Annotated in this window: 21 protein-coding genes, 2 tRNA genes and 1 rRNA gene; 3 read left to right on the top strand and 21 right to left on the bottom strand. The window is 53.7% G+C overall.

What is annotated here, in order from left to right; translation table 11 throughout:
* A 16S ribosomal RNA gene (locus FYJ62_RS08515) occupies nucleotides 1–118 on the bottom strand; the annotation flags it as partial.
* A gap of 497 nt (nucleotides 119–615) precedes the next feature.
* On the opposite strand from FYJ62_RS08515, the gene FYJ62_RS08510 reads away from it, so the two are divergent.
* Together FYJ62_RS08510 and FYJ62_RS08505 are read left to right on the top strand one after the other, a co-directional pair.
* Nucleotides 616–963 carry a hypothetical protein gene (locus FYJ62_RS08510; protein WP_154549266.1) on the top strand — a complete coding sequence of 116 codons (348 nt, stop codon included), beginning with the start codon at nucleotides 616–618 and terminating at the stop codon, nucleotides 961–963.
* Nucleotides 924–1,064 (top strand): hypothetical protein, encoded by a 141-nt coding sequence (locus FYJ62_RS08505; RefSeq protein WP_154549265.1) that lies wholly within the window; start codon nucleotides 924–926, stop codon nucleotides 1,062–1,064. The genes FYJ62_RS08510 and FYJ62_RS08505 overlap by 40 nt, the downstream gene beginning before the upstream one ends.
* Nucleotides 1,065–1,146: 82 nt before the next feature.
* On the opposite strand, the gene sufB is transcribed toward FYJ62_RS08505, so the two are convergent.
* The 5 genes from sufB to sufC are packed head-to-tail and all read right to left on the bottom strand — an operon-like array spanning nucleotide 1,147 to nucleotide 6,244.
* The gene (gene sufB / locus FYJ62_RS08500) at nucleotides 1,147–2,577 is read right to left on the bottom strand and encodes a Fe-S cluster assembly protein SufB (protein ID WP_154549263.1); all 1,431 of its coding nucleotides are present in this window, start codon (nucleotides 2,575–2,577) and stop codon (nucleotides 1,147–1,149) included.
* Complete coding sequence (gene sufU, locus FYJ62_RS08495; RefSeq protein WP_154549262.1) at nucleotides 2,570–3,025, bottom strand: Fe-S cluster assembly sulfur transfer protein SufU; 456 nt, start codon at nucleotides 3,023–3,025, stop codon at nucleotides 2,570–2,572. The genes sufB and sufU overlap by 8 nt, the downstream gene beginning before the upstream one ends.
* Nucleotides 3,003–4,250, bottom strand: a complete 1,248-nt coding sequence (locus FYJ62_RS08490; RefSeq protein ID WP_154549261.1) for a cysteine desulfurase — start codon at nucleotides 4,248–4,250, stop codon at nucleotides 3,003–3,005. Before FYJ62_RS08490 ends, sufU begins: the two co-directional genes overlap by 23 nt.
* Entirely contained in the window at nucleotides 4,231–5,454 is a 1,224-nt protein-coding gene (gene sufD / locus FYJ62_RS08485) for a Fe-S cluster assembly protein SufD (RefSeq protein ID WP_154549260.1), read from the bottom strand. Before sufD ends, FYJ62_RS08490 begins: the two co-directional genes overlap by 20 nt.
* 10 nt (nucleotides 5,455–5,464) lie before the next feature.
* The gene (gene sufC, locus FYJ62_RS08480) at nucleotides 5,465–6,244 is read right to left on the bottom strand and encodes a Fe-S cluster assembly ATPase SufC (RefSeq protein ID WP_154549259.1); all 780 of its coding nucleotides are present in this window, start codon (nucleotides 6,242–6,244) and stop codon (nucleotides 5,465–5,467) included.
* Between the two features lie 272 nt (nucleotides 6,245–6,516).
* Here sufC and FYJ62_RS08475 point away from each other — a divergent pair, with 272 nt between their 5' ends.
* Nucleotides 6,517–6,960 (top strand): GNAT family N-acetyltransferase, encoded by a 444-nt coding sequence (locus FYJ62_RS08475; RefSeq protein ID WP_154549257.1) that lies wholly within the window; start codon nucleotides 6,517–6,519, stop codon nucleotides 6,958–6,960.
* Between the two features lie 121 nt (nucleotides 6,961–7,081).
* On the opposite strand, the gene FYJ62_RS08470 is transcribed toward FYJ62_RS08475, so the two are convergent.
* The 15 genes from FYJ62_RS08470 to FYJ62_RS08400 form a co-directional block, all read right to left on the bottom strand.
* Nucleotides 7,082–7,534 carry a hypothetical protein gene (locus tag FYJ62_RS08470; RefSeq protein WP_154549256.1) on the bottom strand — a complete coding sequence of 151 codons (453 nt, stop codon included), beginning with the start codon at nucleotides 7,532–7,534 and terminating at the stop codon, nucleotides 7,082–7,084.
* Between the two features lie 439 nt (nucleotides 7,535–7,973).
* Entirely contained in the window at nucleotides 7,974–8,483 is a 510-nt protein-coding gene (locus FYJ62_RS08465) for a PTS sugar transporter subunit IIA (RefSeq protein WP_154549255.1), read from the bottom strand.
* A 9-nt stretch (nucleotides 8,484–8,492) separates the two neighbouring features.
* On the bottom strand, nucleotides 8,493–8,993 hold the full coding sequence (locus FYJ62_RS08460; RefSeq protein WP_154549253.1) for a hypothetical protein: 501 nt from the start codon (nucleotides 8,991–8,993) through the stop codon (nucleotides 8,493–8,495).
* 3 nt (nucleotides 8,994–8,996) lie between these two features.
* Nucleotides 8,997–9,785 (bottom strand): MurR/RpiR family transcriptional regulator, encoded by a 789-nt coding sequence (locus tag FYJ62_RS08455; RefSeq protein ID WP_154549252.1) that lies wholly within the window; start codon nucleotides 9,783–9,785, stop codon nucleotides 8,997–8,999.
* A 179-nt stretch (nucleotides 9,786–9,964) separates the two neighbouring features.
* Nucleotides 9,965–11,848 (bottom strand): alpha-glucoside-specific PTS transporter subunit IIBC, encoded by a 1,884-nt coding sequence (locus tag FYJ62_RS08450; protein ID WP_154549251.1) that lies wholly within the window; start codon nucleotides 11,846–11,848, stop codon nucleotides 9,965–9,967.
* Between the two features lie 112 nt (nucleotides 11,849–11,960).
* Nucleotides 11,961–13,295 carry a family 4 glycosyl hydrolase gene (locus FYJ62_RS08445; protein ID WP_154549250.1) on the bottom strand — a complete coding sequence of 445 codons (1,335 nt, stop codon included), beginning with the start codon at nucleotides 13,293–13,295 and terminating at the stop codon, nucleotides 11,961–11,963.
* 486 nt (nucleotides 13,296–13,781) lie between these two features.
* Nucleotides 13,782–14,243, bottom strand: coding sequence for an SsrA-binding protein SmpB (smpB, locus tag FYJ62_RS08440; protein WP_154549249.1), 462 nt, complete (start codon nucleotides 14,241–14,243; stop codon nucleotides 13,782–13,784).
* 22 nt (nucleotides 14,244–14,265) lie between these two features.
* The gene (gene rnr / locus FYJ62_RS08435) at nucleotides 14,266–16,647 is read right to left on the bottom strand and encodes a ribonuclease R (RefSeq protein WP_154549248.1); all 2,382 of its coding nucleotides are present in this window, start codon (nucleotides 16,645–16,647) and stop codon (nucleotides 14,266–14,268) included.
* Nucleotides 16,648–16,716: 69 nt separating this feature from the next.
* The gene (gene secG / locus FYJ62_RS08430; protein WP_154549247.1) at nucleotides 16,717–16,950 is read right to left on the bottom strand and encodes a preprotein translocase subunit SecG; all 234 of its coding nucleotides are present in this window, start codon (nucleotides 16,948–16,950) and stop codon (nucleotides 16,717–16,719) included.
* Nucleotides 16,951–17,038: 88 nt separating this feature from the next.
* Complete coding sequence (locus FYJ62_RS08425) at nucleotides 17,039–19,123, bottom strand: LTA synthase family protein (RefSeq protein WP_154549246.1); 2,085 nt, start codon at nucleotides 19,121–19,123, stop codon at nucleotides 17,039–17,041.
* Nucleotides 19,124–19,141: 18 nt separating this feature from the next.
* Entirely contained in the window at nucleotides 19,142–20,161 is a 1,020-nt protein-coding gene (locus tag FYJ62_RS08420; protein WP_154549245.1) for a lysylphosphatidylglycerol synthase transmembrane domain-containing protein, read from the bottom strand.
* The gene (locus FYJ62_RS08415; protein WP_154549244.1) at nucleotides 20,154–21,203 is read right to left on the bottom strand and encodes a glycosyltransferase family 4 protein; all 1,050 of its coding nucleotides are present in this window, start codon (nucleotides 21,201–21,203) and stop codon (nucleotides 20,154–20,156) included. Before FYJ62_RS08415 ends, FYJ62_RS08420 begins: the two co-directional genes overlap by 8 nt.
* On the bottom strand, nucleotides 21,190–22,362 hold the full coding sequence (locus FYJ62_RS08410) for a glycosyltransferase family 4 protein (protein WP_154549243.1): 1,173 nt from the start codon (nucleotides 22,360–22,362) through the stop codon (nucleotides 21,190–21,192). Before FYJ62_RS08410 ends, FYJ62_RS08415 begins: the two co-directional genes overlap by 14 nt.
* A gap of 152 nt (nucleotides 22,363–22,514) precedes the next feature.
* Nucleotides 22,515–22,599 (bottom strand) — tRNA-Leu (locus FYJ62_RS08405).
* Between the two features lie 83 nt (nucleotides 22,600–22,682).
* A tRNA-Leu gene (locus FYJ62_RS08400) sits at nucleotides 22,683–22,767 on the bottom strand.
* Nucleotides 22,768–22,808: the final 41 nt, after the last annotated feature.

Raw genomic sequence — 22,808 nt, 5'->3', positions numbered from 1 at the left:
CCGCCGCTCGCGTCCAACAAGTCACCCCGAAGGGATCCTTGAATTCAGCTCGCTCGACTTGCATGTATTAGGCACGCCGCCAGCGTTCGTCCTGAGCCAGGATCAAACTCTCATTTTGAAAATGAGCCTTTTTTAATCTGCTCCAGATTATTGCTTGCGAATTGACTTCGCTTATTTGTTTGGATTCAAATATTGAACCCGCACACTGCGAAACTTTGTTCAGTTTTCAAAGTACCAACTTGTTGCTTGCCTCTCGGCGACGCAACGTTTTATATCTTACTCGCTTGTTAAGAATTTGTCAACAAGTTTTTTGATTTATTTTTTCGTGCCTCCGTGAGAACTTCGTGTCTCGCGCGGCAACAAATATTAGTATACTCGTGTTTTTTCTTTCGTCAAATTTGGATTTTCATTCGGTTTAATAAGTGAACGCGCGGCCGCGTTGTGACAAATCGCTTTTGGCCGACGCGAACTTTTTCTTGTTCATTTTCCGCGATTTGGCAAAATACGAAATTATTGTTCGTAAATTGCGCTTTTTGTTGCGAATTTTTTCCTGATTTTTTTACAAATTATTTTTTGGCCTGATCTTATCCGGTTATTTCTTCATTAAGAACTTTCGTGGACAAGGGGGACTTGATCAGCCTGATCAACAGCGACATCGAGCTTCTGGAAGTCTACTACGCCCACACGGTCTCCCCAATCGCCATCGCGGCTTTGACGACAATCGTCATGATCAGCTTCATTGCCAGCCAGGCCGCGAAGTTCAATGCCGGTCGGGCCAGCCTGAGCAAGTTCGTCTTAGCTGTGGTCGCCATGCTGTCCTCATTTGGCCCCGTCTCTGCCTTAAGCGCCCTGTCCACCAGCCTGTCGGACGGGCAAAAGCAGCGGATCGGCATCGCCCACGACTTTTTCATGGCGGCCAGTTCATGCTGCTGGACGAAATCACGGCCAACCTGGATGCCTTGAACGAGGGGATCATCCTCAAGTCCCTGAAAGAAGCAGCCAAGGACAAGACTCTCCCACCGCAAGTCGACTCTGGCCATTGCCGACCAGATTTTGGAGCTTGAGTCCTTAGCGGCTAGTTAAAAACGCTGCCGGAGCAACCTTCGTTGTTCTGGCAGCGTTTTTGTTTTATCAGGATTCATCTGTTTAGCCGATGCTTCCGGCCATTTGGTATTCGATCAAGCGGTTGAGCTCAACGGCGTATTCCATTGGCAGCTTCTTGGTAAACGGCTCCAGGAAGCCCATGACGATCATTTCCGTCGCCTTGCGCTCCGGAATGCCCCGGCTCTCCAAGTAGTAGAGCTGCTCTTCCGAAATCTTGGAGACCTTAGCCTCGTGCTCCATGGACACGTTCCCGCACAGGATCTCGTTGTAGGGAATCGTATTTGAGGCCGACTTGTCGTCCATGATGATCGTGTCGCATTCAACGTGGGCCAAAGAGCCATCGCTGTCCGGGTTGAAGCGGACCTGGCCGCGGTAGTCCACCCGCCCGCCGTCCTTGCACAGGGACTTGGACACGATCGAGCTGGTCGTGTTTGGCGCGTTGTGGATCATTTTGGCTCCGGTATCAGAGTCAATCCCCTGCCCGTTTACGTCGCAGCCGGCAAAAGCAATCGACAGCATGGTCCCGCGGGCATGCTTCCCGTTCAAGTAGACGCTTGGGTACTTCATCGTGACCTTGGAGCCAAGATTTCCGTCAACCCACTCCATCGTGGCATTTTCCAGCGCCTGGGCCCGCTTGGTTTCCAGGCTGTAGACGTTGTCTGACCAGTTCTGGATGGTGGTGTAGCGGCAGTAGGCGTCCTTAAGAACGTTGACTTCAACCACCGCCGCGTGCAGAGAGTCGCGCGAGTAAGTCGGCGCGGTGCATCCCTCAACATAGTTGACGCTCCCGCCTTCATCCACGATAATCAGCGTCCGCTCAAACTGACCGGAGTTGCCCGCGTTGATCCGGAAGTAGCTCTGAATCGGCACCCGAGCCTGAACCCCCTTAGGCACGTAGATAAAGGTCCCACCGGACCAAACGGCGGAGTTCAGGGCTGCCATCTTGTTGTCGCTGGGCTTGACCAGCTTGCCGAAGTATTTTTTCACCAAGTCCGGCACCACCTGGACCGCCGCGTCGGTCGACATGAAGAGGACGCCCTGGCGAGCCAGGTCTTTTTTGATGTTGTGGTAGACGACTTCTGACTCATACTGGGCTGAAGATCCGGCCAGATACTGGCGCTCAGCCTGGGGAACCCCCAGTTTTTCAAAAGTCTCTTTGATCTTGTCCGGCACCTCATCCCATGACCGGACCGCCTCATTGGCATCGCGGCGGAAGTAGTTCAAATGGTCAAAGTCGATGGCTGACAGGTCCGGCCCAAACTTGGGCATGGGCAGCTGCTGGTAAGTCCGGTAGGCCTGCAGGCGAAAGTCCAGCATCCAGTCCGGCTCATGCTTGGCCGCGGAAATCTGGCGGACGACCGCTTCGCTTAAGCCCTCCCCCGTCGTGTAGACCGGCTTGACGTCGTCCTTAAAGCCGTATTCGTATTCATGGTCCAAAGACCGCAGGGTTTCATCTTGTTCAAGCTCACTCATGCTTATCCTCCTGGCATTCTTCAACTAGCTGGTAGATGGCCTTCCAAGCCATCGTGGCGCACTTGATCCGGGCCGGGAACTGGGCTACCCCGCTAAGCAGGGTCGCGTCGCCCAGCAAATCCTGCTCCTGCGGGCTCAATTCCTCCCCCAGCGTCATTTTTGAAAAAGCCAGCGTCATCCGCTGGGCCTCACTGGTCTTCTTGCCCAAGACCGCCTCGCTCATGATGGAGGCTGAAGCCTGGGAGATCGTGCAGCCGGCGGCCTGGTAGCCGATTTGCGCAATGGTCTGGTCCTTGATGACCGCCGTCAAGTGCAGGCTGTCACCGCAGGTCGTATTGTGCAGGGTCAGCTCGCGGCTGGCATCCGGCAGGAGCTTGGCATGCTTGGGATGGTTCGCGTAGTCCAGCAGCAGATCCCGGTACAGGTTATTCAATTTTTCCAAGCCCATGGGCAAAAAACTCCTTTGCATTTTCCACGCCCTTGACCAGGGCGGCAAGATCTTCTTCATTGTTGTACAAGGCCAGGCTGGCCCGGGCCGTGGCTGAGCAGCCAAGCCAGGCCAGCAGGGGCTGGGCGCAGTGGTGGCCCGCCCGGATGGCGATGCCCTGCAGGTCCAGCGCCGTAGCCAGGTCATGCGGGTGCACCCCGTCCAGGTTGAAGGACACGATCGGACCGCGGGGGGTGCCGATTTTTGGCCCATAGACCGTCACGCCGGACAGGCCGGTCAGCTGCTTCAGCAAGTCTTGGGTCAATTCCTGCTCGCGGCGGGCAATTTCTTCTTGGCCAATTGCCAACAGGTAGTTGATCGCCGCGCCCAAGGACAAGACGCCGGAGATATTCTGGGTCCCGGCCTCAAACTTGAGGGGCGGCTCCTTAAAAGTTGCCTCGTCCAGCCCGACGCTGTCGATCATTTCCCCGCCAAATTCAAAGGGGGTCAGCTGCTCAAGCAGATCATACTTGCCGTATAAGACGCCAACGCCAGTCTGGGCCAGCATCTTGTGGCCGGAGAAGGCATAAAAGTCAGCATCCAGGTCCTGAACGTCCACTGGCAGGTGGCCAGCCGCCTGGGCGCCGTCGACCACGATCTTGGCCCCGTGCTGGTGGGCGATTTTGGCCACTTCCTTGATGGGCACGATCGTGCCCAAGACATTGGTCACCTGGGCCAGGGCCACCAGCTTGGTCCGGTCGTCAATCAAGACCCTGGCCAGGCCCAGATCAAGCTGACCGTCATCCGCTAAGGGCAGGTAGACCAGATGGGCGCCGGTTAGCTTGGCCACCTGCTGCCATGGGACCAGGTTGCTGTGGTGCTCGGCTGGCGAGACCGCGATTTCATCGCCCGGCCCCAATCTATGCAGAGCCCAGCCAAAGGCCACCATATTCAAGGAGTCGGTCGTTCCCTTGGTGAAGACAATCTCAGCGCTGCTTTTGGCCCCAATGAACTCCGCCGCCTCCCGGCGCACTGCCTCATAAGCCGCGGTGGCCCGCTGGCTCAAGGTATGCACGCCCCGGTAGATATTGGCGTTGAAATGCTCATAAAAGTCCGTGCTGGCCTGGATCACGCTGCGGGGCTTCTGGGTCGTCGCGGCATTGTCCAGATAGACCAAGGGCTCATCATTGACTTTTTCCTGCAGCAGCGGGAAGTCATTTCTGCAATTATTCCATGTCCTGTCCATCAATCAGCTTTCTTTCTACCATGGCAAACAAGCGCTGGCGCACGTCTGCCGATGGAACCCGGGTCAGGACCGGCCCCAGGAAGCCGCGGATGACTAAGCGCTCCGCCGTCTTCTTGGGGATGCCCCGGCTCATCAAGTAATAGAGCTGCTGCTCGTCGACCCGGCCAACGCTGGCCGCGTGCCCGGCAAACACGTCATTGTCATCGATCAGCAAGATCGGGTTGGCATCCCCCCTGGCCGCTCTTGACAGCATCAAGACCCGGTTTTCCTGCTGGGCGTCAGCCCCCTTGGCCCCCTTCATCACGTGCCCGATCCCGTCAAAAATCAGGCTTGACCGCTGCAGGATAACCCCGTGCTGGAGGATGTGGCCGACCGACTTTCTCCCGTAGTTGTTGACGACCGTGTTCAGGCCTTGGATCTGGTCGCCGATGGTAATGGCGATAATGTTCATGTCGGCCTTGGACCCGGTCCCGATCAAGTTGGAGTCAAAGTCGCCCAGGATCTTGCCGTCGCTCAGCATCCCCAGGGCCCAGTCGACCTTGGCGTCCTGGCTGATCTTGGCCACGCGCTTGATGTAGGCCGTGGTCTTTTGGCCCAGGCGGTCGATGCCGGCATACTTGACTTGACTGCCGGCGCGGGCGATGACTTCAACGACGATGCTGGCCGTATTGGCCTCAGCGCCAATCGTGGCCAGGCTTTCCATATAGGACACGGACGAATTCACGTCCGCGATCAGCATCACGTGTTCCACGAAGTCCTGCTTCTTGCTGGCATCTTGCAGGTATGCCACCGTAATTGGCTCTTTGACGGCCACGTTCTTGGGCACGTAGACCAGGATCCCGTTGTTGATGCTGGCGGCATGCTCGGCGGTCAGGCGGTTCTCATCGATGGGCACGGCCTGGCCAAAGTATTTCTGCAGCAAGTCCCCATGCTTTTCCAAGGCCTCGGCCCAGTCGCAGACGATCACGCCTTGGGCGCGCAAGTCTTCGCACAAGTTCCGGGACCGGGTCAAGGAGCCTACCTGCAGCAGCTGCTGGTGGGCAAATTCAGGGGGAATGGCCAATTCCGGATCAGTCTGGTCTCTGGCCCCTAATTCCAAATCCCAGTCGCGGGAGTCGATCTTGTCAAAAACGGGCCGCTTGAGCGTCGGCGCCAGCGCGGCCGCCTTGGCCTGGATGCCTTTAAACCAAAGTGCTTCTTCCATCGCGGCCTCCTCAGACGTCTTCATCCGTCAGCTCAATCTTCAGGCCCAGCTCGTCGCGCAGCTTGCTGTAGCCTTCCGTTTCCAGGCGCTTGGCCAGCTCTGGCCCGCCTTCAGCGACCACCCGGCCGCCCATCATGACATGCACGACGTCAGGCACCACGTAGTCCAGCAGTCTTTGGTAGTGGGTGATCATCAAGGCGCCAAAGTCCTTGCCGCGCATCTTGTTGATGCCGCGGGAGACAACCTTTAAGGCATCGATGTCCAGGCCGGAGTCGATTTCGTCCAAAACGGCGAACTTGGGCTTGATCATCATCATCTGGAGAATTTCGTTGCGCTTTTTCTCACCGCCGGAAAAGCCGTGGTTGAGATAGCGCTGGCTCATTTCCAGCTTCATGTCCAGGAACTGCATGTTTTCATAGAGCTCCTTTAAAAAGTCCCGCATTGGCAGGGCATCATCTTCCGGGCGTCTGGCGTTGATGGCCCCGTGGATGAACTCGGCATTGGTGATGCCGGGGATTTCAGCTGGGTATTGCATAGCCAAAAACAGACCGGCTCGAGCCCGCTCGTCAACGGTCATGTCCAGGAGATTTTTCCCGTCCAAAGTCACGCTCCCCTGGGTCACCGTGTAGGCGGGATTGCCCATGATGGACTCAGACAAAGTGGACTTCCCGGTCCCGTTTGGCCCCATGATGGCATGGATTTCGCCGGTTTTCAGCTTGAGATTGACCCCTTGCAGGATCTCCTTGCCCGCGATGCTGACATGCAGGTCTTTGATCACTAATTCTGACATGATTCACCTCATCAATTAACAGTCATTGATTTAACAATTGCATTTGCTAAGCTGCTTGAGCAGCGTTTTCTACGCTAAACTCAAAATTTAGTGGGTATCTACTTTATAGCACACTAGGTCTAGTGGCTCAACCGCTGTAAACAAATTGAAAGATTCGATTTTTTGCTATGATAACTAGCAGCCCTGATGGCGGAAAGTACTTTTTTGCCAAAAACTCGCGGCGATGCTACAATTCTTCTTATCAAAATTAAAATTAGCTTAAGGAGTCCATCATGTCCGCAATTCAAGTCAAGCATTTTTCCGAATTGAGTCCCCGCGAAGTCTTCTGCCTCTCCCGGATCCGCGATGAGGTTTTCGTCGCCGAGCAAAAGATCACCGTCCCGGAGCTGGATGACGCCGACCTTGAGGCCTACCACGTCTTTCTCTTGAATGATGAGGCAACTGATGCCCTGGCCGCGGCCCGCTTCTTCTTGGAGGACGGCAAATATCTGATCGGCCGCGTGGCCGTGCAAAAGGCTGCCCGCCGCCAAGGCCTGGCTTCCAGGATGATGGCCGCCATTGAGCAGTACGTCAAAAGCCATGGTCTGGCTGACGCCGTCTACCTGCACGCCCAGGCCCAAGCCATCCCTTTTTACCTGGCCAATGGCTATGAAACAGCAGGCGAGCCCTTCATGGAAGCCGGCATCACCCACCAGCTGATGAAGAAGCAGCTGTAAGTCAATGCGAAAGCCGCGGTTCGAACAACTGCGGCTTTTTTCTTTGCAAAAAAAGAGTTGAGCGTTTGCTCCAATGAGCAAGCGTTCAACTCCGGATCATGTTTGCTTGTCTAAAAATTTCTTAGCCCCTAAGCAGGAAAGACAGATAAAAGCCACCGCAGATGATGGCCATGGCCAGGCAGAAGTAGGCAATCGCCACCGCCTGGCTTGGCACCTTGCCCTGGCCCGCCACGTCTTTGCCCTGCCGCAGGCCCAAAATGGCCAGGACTAAGCAGAGCAGGTTTCCAGTCAGCAATTGGCTGGCCACCTGCAGCTGCATGAAGCGGACATAATTGTCCCGGGTCTTGGTCAGCCGGTTCCAGTCCAGCCAGGAAATCACGCTGAGCAGGAAGTCACAGGCCCCGCTGATCAAGATTGCGGCAATCAAAGGACTGGCGTCCGCGTAGGCAAACAACGTCTTGCCCGCGATTCTGGCCCCCACTTCCAAGCACAGAATGTAAAACGATGGAATAAAGAACAAGATCAGACAATAGATCTTCAAAAATTGCATTGGCTTAGCTGCTTTTTCATGCATCAGAACTCTCACCTCAAATTAATCTCTACTGAAAATGATAACACGATTTGCAAGAAGCGCATAGCGCTTTCATCTGCCGGTAATTTGAAAAATCCGGTCAACTTTTTGGCTTGCATTGGAAACGAGTGTGCGGGGATGAGGTCGATTAGGCATTTTTTATATCTGATTCCCGAAAAGTACCCAACTGACGCGGGTTTCAAAAATCAAGCACACACAAAAACACCCATCTAAGCTAGATGGGTGCTCAAGGCGTGTCCCTCTTCAAGGTCAATGTCTTGCCAAGCGGAACGCTCCTTTCCAAATAATGAGAGAAGTGAGAAATAAGAAAAGTGTTTTTATGAGGAGTTAATTTAATAAGTTTAGCTGTACATCTCGTGATTGTACTTTAAGTGAGGATTTGTTCAGGCATTGCTGCCCAAAATCAACTTAGAGCTAATTGCTAGTCTTCGTCATTGTAGACAATTTCTTGCGCGTCGTCACCGTGGGCAACTTTGCGTGGGTTGACATCTTTGACTTCCTTCAACTTGTCCATGTTGGTGTAGACCACGATGACCGTGTTGTCGCGGCCACTCTTGGTCACTGCATCGATGTCCATGTCAATCAGCTTTTGCCCAGCCTTGACTTCGTCATCTTGAGCAACATGTACTTCAAATGGCTCGCCCTTCAGTTCCACGGTGTCAATCCCAAGGTGGAGCAGGATTTCCAGCCCCTCCTTGGTCGTGATCCCAATGGCATGCTTGGTTGGAAACAGCGTCGAGATCTTGCCATCCACTGGAGCAAAGATTTCCTTGGAACTTGGCTTAACCGCGAAGCCATCGCCCAGCATCTTTTGGGAGAAGACGTCATCTGAAACTTCAGTGATTGGGATCAAGTCGCCGTCTACTGGCGCCTTGATGACTGAAGCGGCACTGTCGCTACTCTTGTGGCCTTTTTTGAAGAAATTAAACATCGATATCAACTAACCTTTCATTGACTTAATGACGAGAATTAAATAAAAGACAAAACAGATTGCGAACAAGCCAAAGACCACATAGGCTAATGAAACTATCTGGCTTCTTTCTTGTTCCTGCTTGCTGGCCACGTCGCCTTGGCGGCGCAGACCGAGGACGGCGAAGAGCAGGCAAACCCAATTGCCTACCAGAAGCTGACTCCACAGCTGCAGCTTCATGAAGCGGACGTAGCTGCGACGGTTCTCCAAGAGCTCCCCGCTGTTGAGCCAGCAGAGGTAGCCCAGGAGAAAGTCGCAGGCCGCCACGATCAAGGAGACGCCCATATACGGACTGGAAGCAACAAACTTGAAGATGGTTTCCTTGGCCGCGGTTGCCCTGATTTCAAGCAAAACCAGGTAAAGCAAGGGGGCAAAGAAGAGGATCAAAGTATATATCTTCACCACTCTTTTCGGACTCAGGCCTGCTGACCTGGTAAATCTGTCCAGCAAATTTGCTGTTTTCTGCCGCATGGCTTATTCTCCTTTCTTATTCAGCCAGTTGTTGTATCCGTTGATCATCAGATCAACGAGCATATAGGCCGGGCTGAAGGCCCATTTTTGCGAGTCATTGTGACTCTCTTCGGTATATAGACTTGGCTGGAAGAAGAGGCTGTAGTCTGACAGGCTGGCCAGCCGGTTCTCCTTGATGATGGTCAGGGAAGTCAGGCGGAAGCGGTCATTCAGGATCCGCAGCTCTTCCAGCTCATCGCACAATTCCTTGTTTTCCCCGGAGAAGGAGATTACGAACAGGAGGTCATCAGCCTTCAGCCACTGCCGGGACATCTTCAGCTCATCAATCGCGGATGGCAAGACGATGGTCGGCTTATTGGTGTTCACCAGAAGCTGGTGGGACATATAAGTGGCAATTGAGTGCTGCTGCCAGCCTGTCGTGTAAATGTAAACGTTGTTGGCCTCGCGCAGGCTCTGATAGAATTTCTCCAAATCCAGGGTCTTAAAGTAGGCGATTTCGGCACGGATATTTTTCGTCAGCCGGTTGATAAAAGTCTCCTGCAGCTTAGCTCCCTGACTTTCACCCCGGGACAATTCCGCCAGCTCATACTTCAATTCACTATACCCGCTCAAGCCAATTTTCTTGCATAAGCGGAAAATGGCTGATTCTGATACATACAGCTTGGCAGCGAGCTTAGTCAAGCTAAGCTCACTGCAAGCCTGGGCATTATCCAAAAGATAATTCAATACTTTCTTGTCAGAAGGATTCAAATCTCCCGCGTGGTCATAAATTTTAGCTCTAATACCTGCCATACAAAACTTACCTCTTCTATAAAAGCTGTCTTCGCAGTCCCAAGTCACTATAACCGATAGATTATTAAAAAGAACTCAGACTGGAATGATTCTCATCTTTATAGAATAGCACGTTTTGCAGTCAACAGGTATCGCTTTCATAGACCGTGCCGCAGATTTGTCGCTTTTAGGCAATTGGTCTACATCAATTCCTTCATCTTTTCGATGACGCGTTCAACATTGATGCCGTCAACGATGTCAAATTCGTTGTTTTCCTTCTTTTGCAGGGCGCTAGCGCCGACCTCCTTGAATTCGGCTTCTGAAGCAACCTTGCTTGGGTCAAAGACGTGGACTCTTACTCTAGTTGAGCATGAAATCAGGTCCTTGATGTTGCCCTTGCCACCCAGCAGGTCCAGGTAGCCGGTAGCCCGCTCTTCATCTGGGTCAGCTTCAGTCTTCTTGACCGTGCTGCCGCTGTCAGCGATGATGGCTTCAATTCTTTCCAGAACTTGGGCTACGTCCAAGCCGACGATAACTTGCAGGGCATCCCCGTGACGGACAACCCCAACTGCCTTGTTCTTCTTGAAGGCAGCGTCCGGACCAACCTTTGATGGGTCCTTGACCGTGATCCGCAGACGGGTCGCGCATGAAGTAATTTCAGCAATGTTTTCTGGCCCGCCAAGCAGAGTAGTGTAGGCAGTAGCTCTGGCAATGTATGGGTCGTTTGAGTTTTCACCGGCAGCTTCGGCAGCCTTTTCAGCAGCCTTGGCTTCCTTGTATTCCTTCTTGCTCAACAGCTTTACGTCTTGGTCGTCAGCTTCACGGCCTGGAGTCAGGTAGTTGTACTTGACGATCATGAACTTGAAGATGAAGTAGATGATTACGGCGTAGATAATCCCGATAATGAATTGGGCCAAGTATTGGTGCCAGTGGTTAGCCCAAAGCGGCAGCCAGTTCATTGAGGCAATCCCGATCGCACCGTCAGTCATTTGACCAGAAACCCCGAAGATGTACATCGTGGTGTTCATCGTGGCAGCAATGACTGAGTAGATTACCCAAAGGATTGGCGCAGCAAACAGGTAAGTAAAGTCAACTGGTTCGGTAATCCCGGCCAGGAATGAAGTCAAAGCGGCAGGAATCAGCAAAGCCTTGGTCTGATTCTTCTTGTTCTTCTTGGCAGTGTGCATGAAGGCCAAGCAGATAGCTGGAACCAGGAAGACCTTTTCGTTACCGTAAAGCATGAAGCCCATGTTTGGTGCCAAAGTCCGCAGGGACTTAGTTGATTCGGCAAATTCAGTCAAGTGCTTCAGCCACCATGGTTGCAGACCACCAGCAACTACGGCTGGGCCGTATTGGAATGGAATGTAGACCAAGTGGTGCAAGCCAGTTGGAATCAAGACTCTGTTCAGGAAGTTGAAGATCCAGATCCCGATCAAGCCACTGTGGGCCATGAAGTCTTGCAAAGCAGTGATGCCCATTTGTACCTTTGGCCATACCAAGCAGGTCAGGAAGGCAACTGGGAACATCGTGATGAAGCCCAAGATTACGACGTAGGCTGAACCTTGGAAAGTACCAAGCCATTCTGGCAATTTCTTGTCAAAGTAGCGGTTGTGCAGCCAGACAACAATGCCGGCGATAACCAGGGAACCAACGATACTGGTGTCCAAAGTCTTGATACCACCGATCATGTTCAAACCTTGGTTAGTAGCGTTAGCTACGATTTGGGTGTTGGCAAAGTCCTTGATCCCAAAGAATGAGCCCCAGTGGGTCAGGAAGCCAGCGATAAAGTAGTTAAAGGTCCAGTAGGTAACCAATGATTCCATGGCTGCCCGCCCTTGGGCCTTCTTGGCCAAGCCGATTGGCAGACCGACGACGAACAGGACGTCTACCTGGTTGAAGACCGTCCAGCCACCTTGCTGGATCGTGTCCCAGAAGCCGTACCAAAAGGTATTAGGGTTGGCCAGCCCACCAAAGATGGCTGGGTTGTTAAGCAAACTCGTCAAGGCAACCACAATACCTGAGAACGAGAAGAGCAAGACTGGCACGAACATTGCCGCACCGAATCGCTGCAGTTTCTGCATCATAAGCAATTTCCTCCCTTCAAAAAAGCGACCTTAGCAAATTTCGAATTTGACTAGGTCCTCTTCTACATTGCTTATTAGATTTATATTGATTTTTATTTCAATTCATTCCGACTTATTTCAAGTCTGGCCAGTAAGGCTTGTTGACGACCATCATGTCATCCAAGATCTTCTTGGCGATCGTGGCGTCTGGAACAGTCTTGTTCAAGGCGAAGGCTTGGAGCATCTTGATGTAAGACTTTTGCTCGTAAGCATCAACGACCAGCTTTTCGCAGGTAACCTGTTCCATCATCAAGCCTAATTGGAAGCGACCGGCAGGGCCGACGCAGATTGGCTGAACGCCGTCAGCACCGAAGAGGCAAGGAACCTCGACGATCGCGTCGTCTGGGAAGTTGGAGATGGCCCCATTGTTTGGAATGTTGGCCAGGAACTTCTCGTGGGTGTTGAAGGCAATCGCGTGGCAGATGTCAATGATGTAGTTGGAGTGCACCGCGCTTTCCCAAAGGTTGCCCTTGGCCGTGCCTTCCTTAACGATCCGCTCGCATTCGCCGAAGACGATCTTTTGCCGATACTCCAGAATTTCATCGGTTCTGGTGTAGTGCGGGTTGGCATTGTCAACTTCATACTTCGGGAAGTAGTAGTACTGCATGTAGTTGTTCGGCAAAGTTGTCGGATCCATGGCATAGCAGTCCTTGACCTTCTTGAAGGTTGCAACCCAGCTGGCTTCGGTTTCCTTGTCAAAGTCCCCGCCAACGTAGTAGCCGTTGTCCTTGACGTATTCCTTCAGCCGCGGCATCAAGTCTTCGCCGGTCTTCTTGTTTCTAACGCCCTTCCACCAGCCGAAGTGGTTCAAGCCATAGTAGGTGAAGTCCAAATCCTTGTAGGAGTTCAAGCCAACGATGGCTGCCATCCGGCCCATGTCGTCGATTGGCATGTCGCAGATGTTGATGATCTTGGCATTTGGCCGGAAGCGCCGGCAAGCTTCTGAAACGATGGCGATCGTGTTTGAGTAGTTGACCATCCAAGCGTTTGGCGAATACTTCTCCATGTAGTCGATGATTTGGATGATGGCTGGGATGGAACGCAAGCCATAAGCCATGCCTCCGGGGCCGGTCGTCTCCTGGCCGTTGACCCCGTATTTCAAAGGAATCTTTTCATCGTGGCTGCGCATTTCGTACTTGCCGACCCGAATCGACCCCAAGACAAAGTCAACGTCCGTGAAGGCTTCTTCAGGATCCGTGGTGTATTCAAATTCAACGCCAGGCTCCTTTTCCTTCATGATGATCGCGCAAGCATCGCCGATCTTCTTCTGCCGTTCAGCATCGATATCGTAGAGCTTGAGCTTCCTCAACGGGAATTTATCTTGGTTCGCGCAGAGGCTGATTACAAAGCCTGGCGTGAAGGTGCTCCCACCACCCGCGATAACTACTGAAAACTTCTTGTCTGACATAATAAAGTAATTGCTCCTTTATTTTTATTACTAACAGAACTTTTTCCTAATACACATTTCGCCGTCACAGCGATCTGTTTTTTCAGCCAGCCGGCAAAGCTTTTCCTCAATACTTTGTGAGCTAACTTTCAATTGTTATTATGACACCGTTTCCACGGATGTGAAGCGTTTTCTGAAAGAACGTATCAAATTTCAGCATTTGATATTTGTTTCATTTTGCCGAAATATATTTCAGTTTTTTTCTCACTGGCGCCAAGTGGCTAAAGCCATGACCTGCCTGGTTTTATAGTCCTTGTTCCTTTTACAGGCAATTGGCCTAGTCCGAAAACGCGAAACGAATTTCTTACATTTTTTCAATTTATCTGAAAGAAATTTCGCTTGCTCGAAACGTTCACAAGCACCGCGGCATATACAAAAGCAAATGCAAAAACAGGTCCAGAATCTGTGGTTCTGAACCTGTTTATTGCGTCTATAGACTTATTTCTGCTAAATCCGGTACTTGCGCCGCAATTCCCGGTCCTGATCGCGCTTCTTGATGCTTTCGCGCTTGTCGTAGTCCTTCTTCCCTTGGGCCACGCCAATCAGGACCTTGGCAAAGCCATGCTTGAGGTAGACCTTCAGCGGCACGATGGTCATCCCCTGCTGGGCCTTGGCTTCCGCCAGCTTGCGGATTTCCTTCTTGTGCAGCAGCAGGCGGCGACTGCGGAGGGGATCATGGTTCCAGCGGTTCCCTTCCTTGTACTCGGCAATATGCACGTTTTCCAAGAAAGCGGACCCGTTGATGATCTGCACGTAGCCATCCCGCAAGGTGATCCGGCGGGCGCGCACGGACTTGATTTCCGTCCCCGTCAGGGCAATCCCGGCTTCATAGGTCTCCTTGATAAAGTAGTCATGCCGGGCCTGGCGGTTTTGGGCAAGGAGGTTTTCTTCAGTGCCTTTTTTCTTCATCAATGTTCACCGTCTTTCCGCTTTAGTGGCTTGGCCGCTTGCGCCCCCGGCTCTCGCTTTGGCGCAGGCGCTGGCCGCGGTTGTTCTTGCTTGGCTTATGGCGCCGGTCCCCGCTCTTGTCGCGGTAGCTGCCGTAATTGCGCCGACCCTTGCCGCCGTTGCCGCCAGCGCGGCCCCCGCGGCGGTTTTGCCCCCGGTCGCCGCGCGGGCGCTTCTTGGCTTCTGGGTCGTCAATCTCAAAGTCCAGCTGGTGCTGCTCAACGTTGGCGTTGATCAAGACCACCTTGATTGGCATCCCCACCTTGAACTGCTTGTGGTTGGTCCGGCCGGTCAAGGTCATCCGCTTTTCGTCATAAGTGTAGTAGTCGTCAGTCAGGTTGGAAATGTGGATCAGGCCTTCCACGGTGTTTTCCAGTTGGACGAACATCCCAAAGCTGGTGACTGAAGAGACGACGGCGTCGAACTTGTTGCCGACCTGGTCAGCCATGTATTCGGTCATCTTCAAGTCGTTGGTGGCCCGTTCGGTATCGATTGACCGCCGCTCTTGGGTAGAGGTCTGGTCCGCTACGTCTGGCAATTCAGAAGCAAAGTGCTGCTGCACCTTTTCGCCAGTGCCTTCTTCCAGGTAGGCATGGATCATCCGGTGAACCATGGTGTCTGAGTAGCGGCGGATTGGCGACGTAAAGTGGGTGTAGTACTTGGCCGCGATCCCAAAGTGGCCCAGCGGGTCTTCTGAGTAGTGGGCCTGCTTCAGGCTGCGCAGCATCATCATCTGGACCACGGCCTCTTCCGGGGTGCCCAGGGTCTTGGTGACGATGTTCTGCAAGTCCTTAGGCTTCACGTCGTTTGGATCAGCCTTGACGTTCAGGCCGAAAGCCCCGCAGAATTCAAAGAAGCTGGTAATCCGGTCAGCTTCTGGCGTTTCGTGCACCCGGTAGAGGAAGGGCACGTGCTTCTTGAAGTAGGCTTCAGCCACCGTTTCGTTGGCCATCAGCATGAAGGATTCGATCATCTTTTCGGCCGTGCCCCGGTTGCGCAGGACGATGTCGACTGGCTTGCCTTTTTCATCGACGATGATCTTGGCCTCCGGCTCTTCAAAGTCGATGGCCCCGCGGGCATGACGCTGCTGGTACAGGGCTTCGTGCAGCTGGGCCATTTCCTTGAGCATTGGCCGGACCTTAACGTACTTCTCTTCCAAGTCGCTGTCAGGCACGTCCTCTTTCAGGGCCTGGTTGACCTTGTTGTAGGTCAAGCGGCCGTGGGAGCGCATGACGGACGGGTGGATGTCATAGCTGACCCGCTCGCCGTTAGGCGTGATTTCCATGTCGCAGGACAAAACCAAGCGGTCAACGCCTTCGTTCAAGGAACAGATCCCGTTGGACAGGCGGAATGGCAGCATCGGGATGACCCGGTCAACCAGGTAGGTTGAGTTGCCCCGGGCAAAGGCTTCCCGGTCCAAAGGCGTCCCTTCCTTGACGTAGTGGGCCACGTCGGCGATGTGCACGCCCAAGTGGTAGTTGCCGTTGTCCAGTTTCCACAAGACGACCGCGTCGTCAAAGTCCTTGGAGTCGTCGCCGTCAATCGTTACGGCTGGCTGGTCGGTAATGTCCCAGCGGCCTGGCTCCTGCTTCTCTTCCGGCAGCACGTGGTCCGGGATGGCATTGGCCTGGTCCAGGGCATCCTGCGGCCAGTCGACTCTGATGTCGTGCTCAGCCACGATGGACATGATGTCAACGCCTGGATCGTTCTTGTTGCCGATGATCTTGACCACGGCCCCGGTCATCCGGTCTGGCAAGTCTTCAGACGGATAGTCCTTGATGGAGACCTTGACCATGTCGCCCAATTGCGGGATCAGCCCGTTTTCTGACACGTAGACCTTGTATTGCTTGAACTTCTTGTTGGTGGAAGTGACATAGCCGGCAAAGTGGCTGAGCTTGACCTGGATGTCTTCCAAAGGCGTGTACTCGCCGACAATGGCATCGACGCCCCGCTCCAGAATCTGTACGACCTGCCCTTCAGGCCCCTTGCCGTTCCAAGGGTTGCCGCCAGCGGTGATCTTGACCTTGACCCGGTCGCCGTCCAGGGCCAATTTGGTGAAGTCAGAGCTGATAAAGACGTCATCAGCGTCTTCCTCGTCCAGGCGGACAAAGCCAAAGCCCTTGTCGTTGGCGCGGAAGACCCCTTCCACGATGGTGTTTTCCTGGGCCAGCTGGTAGCGGCCGTTGCCATCGGTGATGATCTTCTTTTCATGTTCCAGGTAGGCCAAGGCCTTGACCTGGTCGGTAAAGCTCCCCAAGTGGCTGCGGCGGGCCATTTTTTCAATCTGGTCTACCTTGAACTGCTTCTGGGGATTGTGGCGAAAAATTTCTAAAATGCCCGCCAATACGGTTTCGTTTTGGGTCATTGAATTACTCCATTTCCAGCTTTAAGTTAAAAAAAGAGCCTCCCATCTGGCGATCGGGAGGTTCTGGGATTATTTAGAAGACAGAATTGCCAAAATAATCGAAAAAGCGAAGAACAGGACCAACAATACTGAGGTCACCTTTTCCATAAAGGCTTCAAAGCCCCGCTTCTTGGTCTGGCCGCTGAATACGGCACCGCCTGACAAAGCGTTCAAGGCATCTTGCTGCTTCTGTGGTTGCATCATTGTCGCAAAAATAATCAGCACTGAAACAATGATCAACAGCGTCATAATAAAGTTGTACAATGCACTGCCTCCAATTTATTCTACAGTTACTAAACTAGTTTATCATAGCTTGGCATCAATTAACAGGTGAATGCCGGCGATTTTTGCCTTATTTTGCCTTTTTCTTGCTGGACTGCCGCAGTTCCGGGGCATCGGTCTTGTAGAGGGCCTCGGCGTCCTTCTTCTTGCCCAGCTGGCTCTTTAAGGTCGACTTTTCGTGGCTGCCTTTTTCCAGCTTGGCTAAAGCGTCAGCCTTGTTGTAGTCGTAGTCTTCTGCCTTGGTGGTCTTAAACCAGCTTGGCTTGTAGAAGCGCAGCAGGTTGCCGGTCATCACCCGGTCCGACAGGGACAATTGCGCCAGGGCCCGGTTGCCCAGCAGCTTGGCCTTGGCCAGATCCTGCTCGTTTTTGACCCGGCGGCCGGTCTTGGTGTAGTAGTAGGACGAAGCCACCTTGGTAAACTCAGGCGAAATGTAGTTGCCGTTTCTCTGGGCAACGAGCTGGGGGTTCTGCCGGCTGAGCAGGTCATGACCAAACAGCATCAGGTCATTGCTCTTGATGCCAAGCAGGTTCAGCAGCGTCGGCATCACGTCGATCTCGCCGCCATAAACGTGCTTGATCCCGCCCTTCAAGCCAGCGGCATGGATCATCAGCGGCACCCTTTGCTGCTGCTGGTCATCAAACTCCCCATAGGACTTCTTGCCGGTCAAGATGGCCATGGCCTCGTTGTGGTTGTTGGAAATCCCGTAGTGGTCCCCGTAGAAGACCAGCAGGGTCTTTTTGTCCAGGCCGGTCCGCTTCAGCCAGGCCATGAACTCGCCGATGGCCTGGTCCAGGTAGTGGGCCGTCTGCACGTAGCCATCGACCGTGTTGTCGTTGGTGTCCGTCTTGGCAATGGACGCGTTCTGTTTGTCCAGGTCATATGGGTAGTGGTTGGTGACAGTGATCAGCTTCAAATAAAAAGGCTGGGGCAATTCAGCGATATACTTGGCCGACTGTTTGAGGAAGATCTTGTCCTTCAAGCCGTAGCCCAGGTACCAGGAATTCTGGTAATTGTAGTAGTTCAAGGACATGAAGTACTGGTAGCCAAAGGACTTGTAGGCGTTGTTCCGGTTCCAGAAGCTCCCGCTGCCCCCGTGCATGACGGCTGTCGTATAGCCGCCCTTTTGCTTGAGGATGGCCGGCATGGATTCAAAGACATTGCTGGTCCCATAGGTCGTCATGGCCGACCCGCTCTGCACCCCGAAGAGGGAGTTTTCCAGCATCATTTCCGCGTCCGAGGTCTTCCCCTGGCCGACCTGGTTGAAGAAGTTGTCAAAAGCCAGGGTATCCTTGGCGTGGTAGAGCTTGTTCAGGTTGGGGGTGACCTCCTTGCCCTTCCACTTGTAGTCAATCAGAAACTGCTGGAAGGACTCCAGGTGGATCATGATCACGTCCTTGCCCTTGGCCACGCCCGTGTATTGGGCATTTGGCGCCACGCGGTTCTGCTTGAGGTACTTCTTGACGGCCGCCAGATCCGAGCTCTTGGCGTTGGCCATCTGGGCATTGGTCTGGACCGTCTTGATCCCGTCATAGACCGCGTATTCATTGATCCCCAGGTACTTGACGATATAGTTGTTGTCAAAAGTCCGCGTCAATAGGCCGGAGCGATCATGCTGGGCCAAAAGCAGGTTGACCCCCATCAAGATCAGGGCCAGGACCTCAATCAAGGTCTTGAGCTGCCAGCTCTGCGGCTTCAGATCCATCTTAATAACCTTGCAGGCAAGCAGGAGGGTCATGACGATCGGGTCTAGAAAGGCCAGAAAGTCAGTCGGCTTGATGATGCCGGCAATGCTTTTGCCCAAGTTCTCCGAAGCTGCCCCTGAGTTCTGCATGAGCGAGAAGGACAGGAAGTTGGAGAACTCCCGGTAGTACAAGATATTGGCAAACAGCCAGGTCGCCAGCAGGAAGTCGATGACGATCATGGTCCAGTAAGACTTGCGCCCCTTCAGCAACATTCCCAGCCCCAGCAAGAGCATCCCTGACGGGATAGGGTTAAGCAAGAGCAGGAACTGCTGCATGGGGCCCGCTGCCCCCAAGGTAAACTTGGTCAGGTAGATCCCATAGGTCTTAAGCCAGTAAAACAGCACGATCAGCACGAAAAAGCCGGTCTTCGATTCGCGCAGCCAAGTGCCGGCGCGTTTGATTTTCTCCATAGCAGCCGCCTTTCTAAGCTAATCCGCGTCCTGCAGCTTCTTGGGCTTGAAGGTCCAGCCGATGACGCCCAGAAGCATGCCGAAGAAGTAGGTCGCGAAACGCCAGATGAACATGGCCAGGACCAGGGTTCCTGATTGGTCGATAAATGATGCAAACAGGGTCTGGAAGCTGAATTCCGCGCCCCCGCTGGCCCCTGGCAGCGGAATGACGGCCATGAACATGATGATCATGATCGTCATCAAAGTGACGTTGGCCCAAGAGGCTGAAAGCCCCAGGGACCACAGGGTCAGATAAGGGATCGAGTAGTACAAGAGCAGCTGGACTACCGTCAAAGCCGTGGCGGCAGCCAGTTTCCGCTTCTCCTGCTTGAGAACCTGGCTTTCCCGGTAGAAGGCCTCAACCTGGTCCAGGGTCCCCCGCTCCAGCTTGTCGACGGTTGCTTTTTTCATAAACTTGCGCAAAAGCCGCATGCACCAAGCAACGGCCTTGCGGCACCAGTCATGGGCAAACATGGCCACCAGCAGCAGGATGATCGATGACAAGTGCATCAAGAAGCCCAAGAGGATAAAGACGGCCAGGCCGGCGAATTTAGTGGCGACCAGTCTGAAGCCAAAAATAAAGGAAGTCAGGTAGGCAAACAGGACCACCAGCTGGTAGATGATGAACTTCATCATCAGCAAGGACGTGGCCCGTCCCCCTTTCATCCCCATTTCGACCATGGCTGCCAGCTGTGAAGGCTGCCCGCCCGTAGCCATTGGGGTGATCCCGTTAAACAGGGCCTGAATCAGCGGGATCCGCTGGTAGGACCACCAAGAGCGCTTGGCCGCGCCAGGCTTTTCCGCCAAGACCCGCAGAATTCCTGCTTCGCAGACAAAGGACAGGAACATGGCCAAAAAGGTCAGCAGCAGGCGCCAGGGAACGATCTTTGAGGCCGCCGCCAGCAAAGTGGCAACGGGCGTATTTTTTAAATCGAGATATAAAACGAGGGCACTGACCGCCAAGACGACCAGAACCCCCCACCATTCTTTCTTATTCATAGCGAATCTGTCCAAGCTCCCGGCCCAACTTGTACTGTTCTTGGTAAAAGTCGCGCCAAATCTCCGTCAGGTGGTCTTCAGAATACTGGGCACTGGCCGCTCTTGACAAGTCCTGGTACTGGGCCAGGATTTCTGGGTGCTCCTTGGCAAAGCGCAGGCGCGTGTTCAGCTCCACGAAGTCCTTGCCGGACATGTAATAGCCATCAATGATCGCCCGGTAGAGGTCCAAATCCCGCAAAAGGACTGGCGTCCCGCAACTGAAGGCCTCCAAGACGGACATCGGGAAGAGCTCGTCAAATGACGGCAGCAGGAACAAGTCCGCCACGTTCAAGTAGTCAACCAGCTTTTCCCGGTCAATGATGCCCGTGAACTTGAGGTTCTGCGGCGGATTGTCGACCAGCTTCTTGAAGTGGTCGTAGCCGTCAGTGATTGGCCCGAAAGAGAAGCCGCCGGCCCAGATGAACTGGATGTCCGGGTTGGCCAGAGCCAGCTTGGCAAAATCATCCACGCCCTTTCTCGCTTGCACCTGCCCGTCGCCAAAGACGACGAACTGGTCCAGCGGCAGTCCCAGCTCCTTTCTGACGGCGTTCTTTTTGGCCTGGGATTCCTCATAGAATTCGCTCTTGGCCACGAAGTTAGGGATGTAGCGGACCTTGTCGCGGTCAATTCCGTAATCGGCCAGCTTGTCTATGAAGATCGGGTTGACGACCACGATCTGGTCCATCCGCTTGTAGAAGTCGATGACGTACTTGTAGAAGACCTCCTTAGCCATCCCTGGCAGCTTGATCGACCCCTCCAGGGTATCCGGCAAAAAGTGGACGTAGCCGATCTTGCGGCCGCGGGCCGGAGAAAAGCTGTTGGCATAGTAGGTCGGGTTGATCGTGTGATAGTGGGTCAAGTCGCTTGCGCCATAGCGGTTGATCGTGACGTAGAAGTCATCGACCAGGCGGGTTCTGAGCAGGCGGATCAGCTCCTCATAAGCCGCGCCAACCCCTTGGCCGGCAACTGAGTCTGCCTGCGAAAACATGTTAATTCTGATCATGTGCTGCCTCGCTTAATTGATAGTTGTCGATTGCATACTGGTAAAACTTGCAAACCTCACTGGCAAAGTGGCTGGCGGAGATCTCCGTCATCTTCTTGGCCAGCAGGTCCGCGGGCACGTGCTGGCGGCCAGCGCGCAGGTAAGCCAAGATCTGCTCTTCCATTTCCCGCGGCGTTTCAAAGGTCATGCCGTAGATCGGATCATCAAAGACCCCTTCCGTGTAGTCGGTCTTGTAGACCACGCAGCGAGTGCCGGAGCCTAAGGCCTCAATGTAGGTCAAGCCCTGGGTTTCCGTGTCGCTGGCGGACACGAAGAGGTCCGCCATCTTGTAGTAGCTGCCGACCTCTTCATGGGCCACGTTTCCGGCAAAAATCACGCTGTCCTCCAAGGTGAGCCGCTCTACCTGGTCCTTTAAGACGTCCACATCCGGGCCATCGCCCGCGATGACGTAGACCAGGTCAGGAAATTCTTCCAAAAGCTCCGGCATGATCCGCAGGATCCGGTCGATTTTCTTTTCCGCGGCTACCCGGCCCAGAGTCAGCATTACCGGCGCCTGCGGGTCTATCCCCAATTTCTCGCGCAGATCGCCTTTTACAGGGCCGCTGATGGCACCCACGTCTACGCCAGTAGGAATCACCCTCACTGGGATCTCCACCCCGTAGCGGGCCAGCAGCTTCTCTACCCGCTTGGAAGGCGCGATGACCCCGTCCATGTTCTTCAAGTAGGCCTTGGTGAACTGCTTGACGTGGACCGGCTTGAGCAGGTGCCCGTTCAAGACGTAGTGCAGGTAGTCCTCGTACATGGTGTGGTAGGTGTGGATGGCGGGGATACCCAACTGGTGGGCAACGTACTTGCCGATCATTCCCATGGAGAACTCGGTTTGGGTATGGACGATGTCCAAGTTGACTTCCTTAGCCACCCGGGTCGCCTCAAAAAGCCCCCGCAGGGCAATCCGCCGCTCGGAGAAGCCGACGAAGGGGATGGACCCGAAGCGGAAGATGTTGGCTTCAACCGTATCCTTGTCCACGTTGGGATCGGTCGTCGTAAAAATAAAGACGTTGTGTCCCTGCGCCTCTAGGGCTTCCTTCAAGGTCTTGATTGAAGTCGCGACGCCGCTGTTCTGCGGAAAGTAGGTGTCCGTATACAAGCCGATGTTCATAAATTACCTCCATACTAAGGAACATTATAGAGAATCGCCAAACAAGGTGCAAACCGTGACCACGGCCCGCAAGAAAACTTAATAGAAAACATAAACATTGCTGGCAAAAAGCAAAGAAAAAACGACCCAGTTGCCTGAGTCGTTTAAAAAGATAGCGGTGATCGGGGTCGAACCGATACGTCCGTAATGGACACCAGATTTTGAGTCTGACGCGTCTGCCAATTCCGCCACACCGCCATAATGCTAAAAGTAAATATGCAGCCCCGCTGCCCTTGCACTAAGCAAGAAAAAACCGCTTCAGTTGCTGAAGCGATTAAAAATAGCGGTGATCGGGGTCGAACCGATACGTCCGTAATGGACACCAGATTTTGAGTCTGACGCGTCTGCCAATTCCGCCACACCGCCATATTTACTTTTCAGCTCGCTTGGCTTACCAAGCTTAAGGC

Origin of the sequence: Lactobacillus porci (assembly GCF_009695985.1) — a bacterium.
GTDB classification, from domain to species: domain Bacteria; phylum Bacillota; class Bacilli; order Lactobacillales; family Lactobacillaceae; genus Lactobacillus; species Lactobacillus absianus.
The sequence above is the reverse complement of the archived record's forward strand: the minus strand, read 5'-3'. Positions and strand labels throughout refer to the sequence as shown.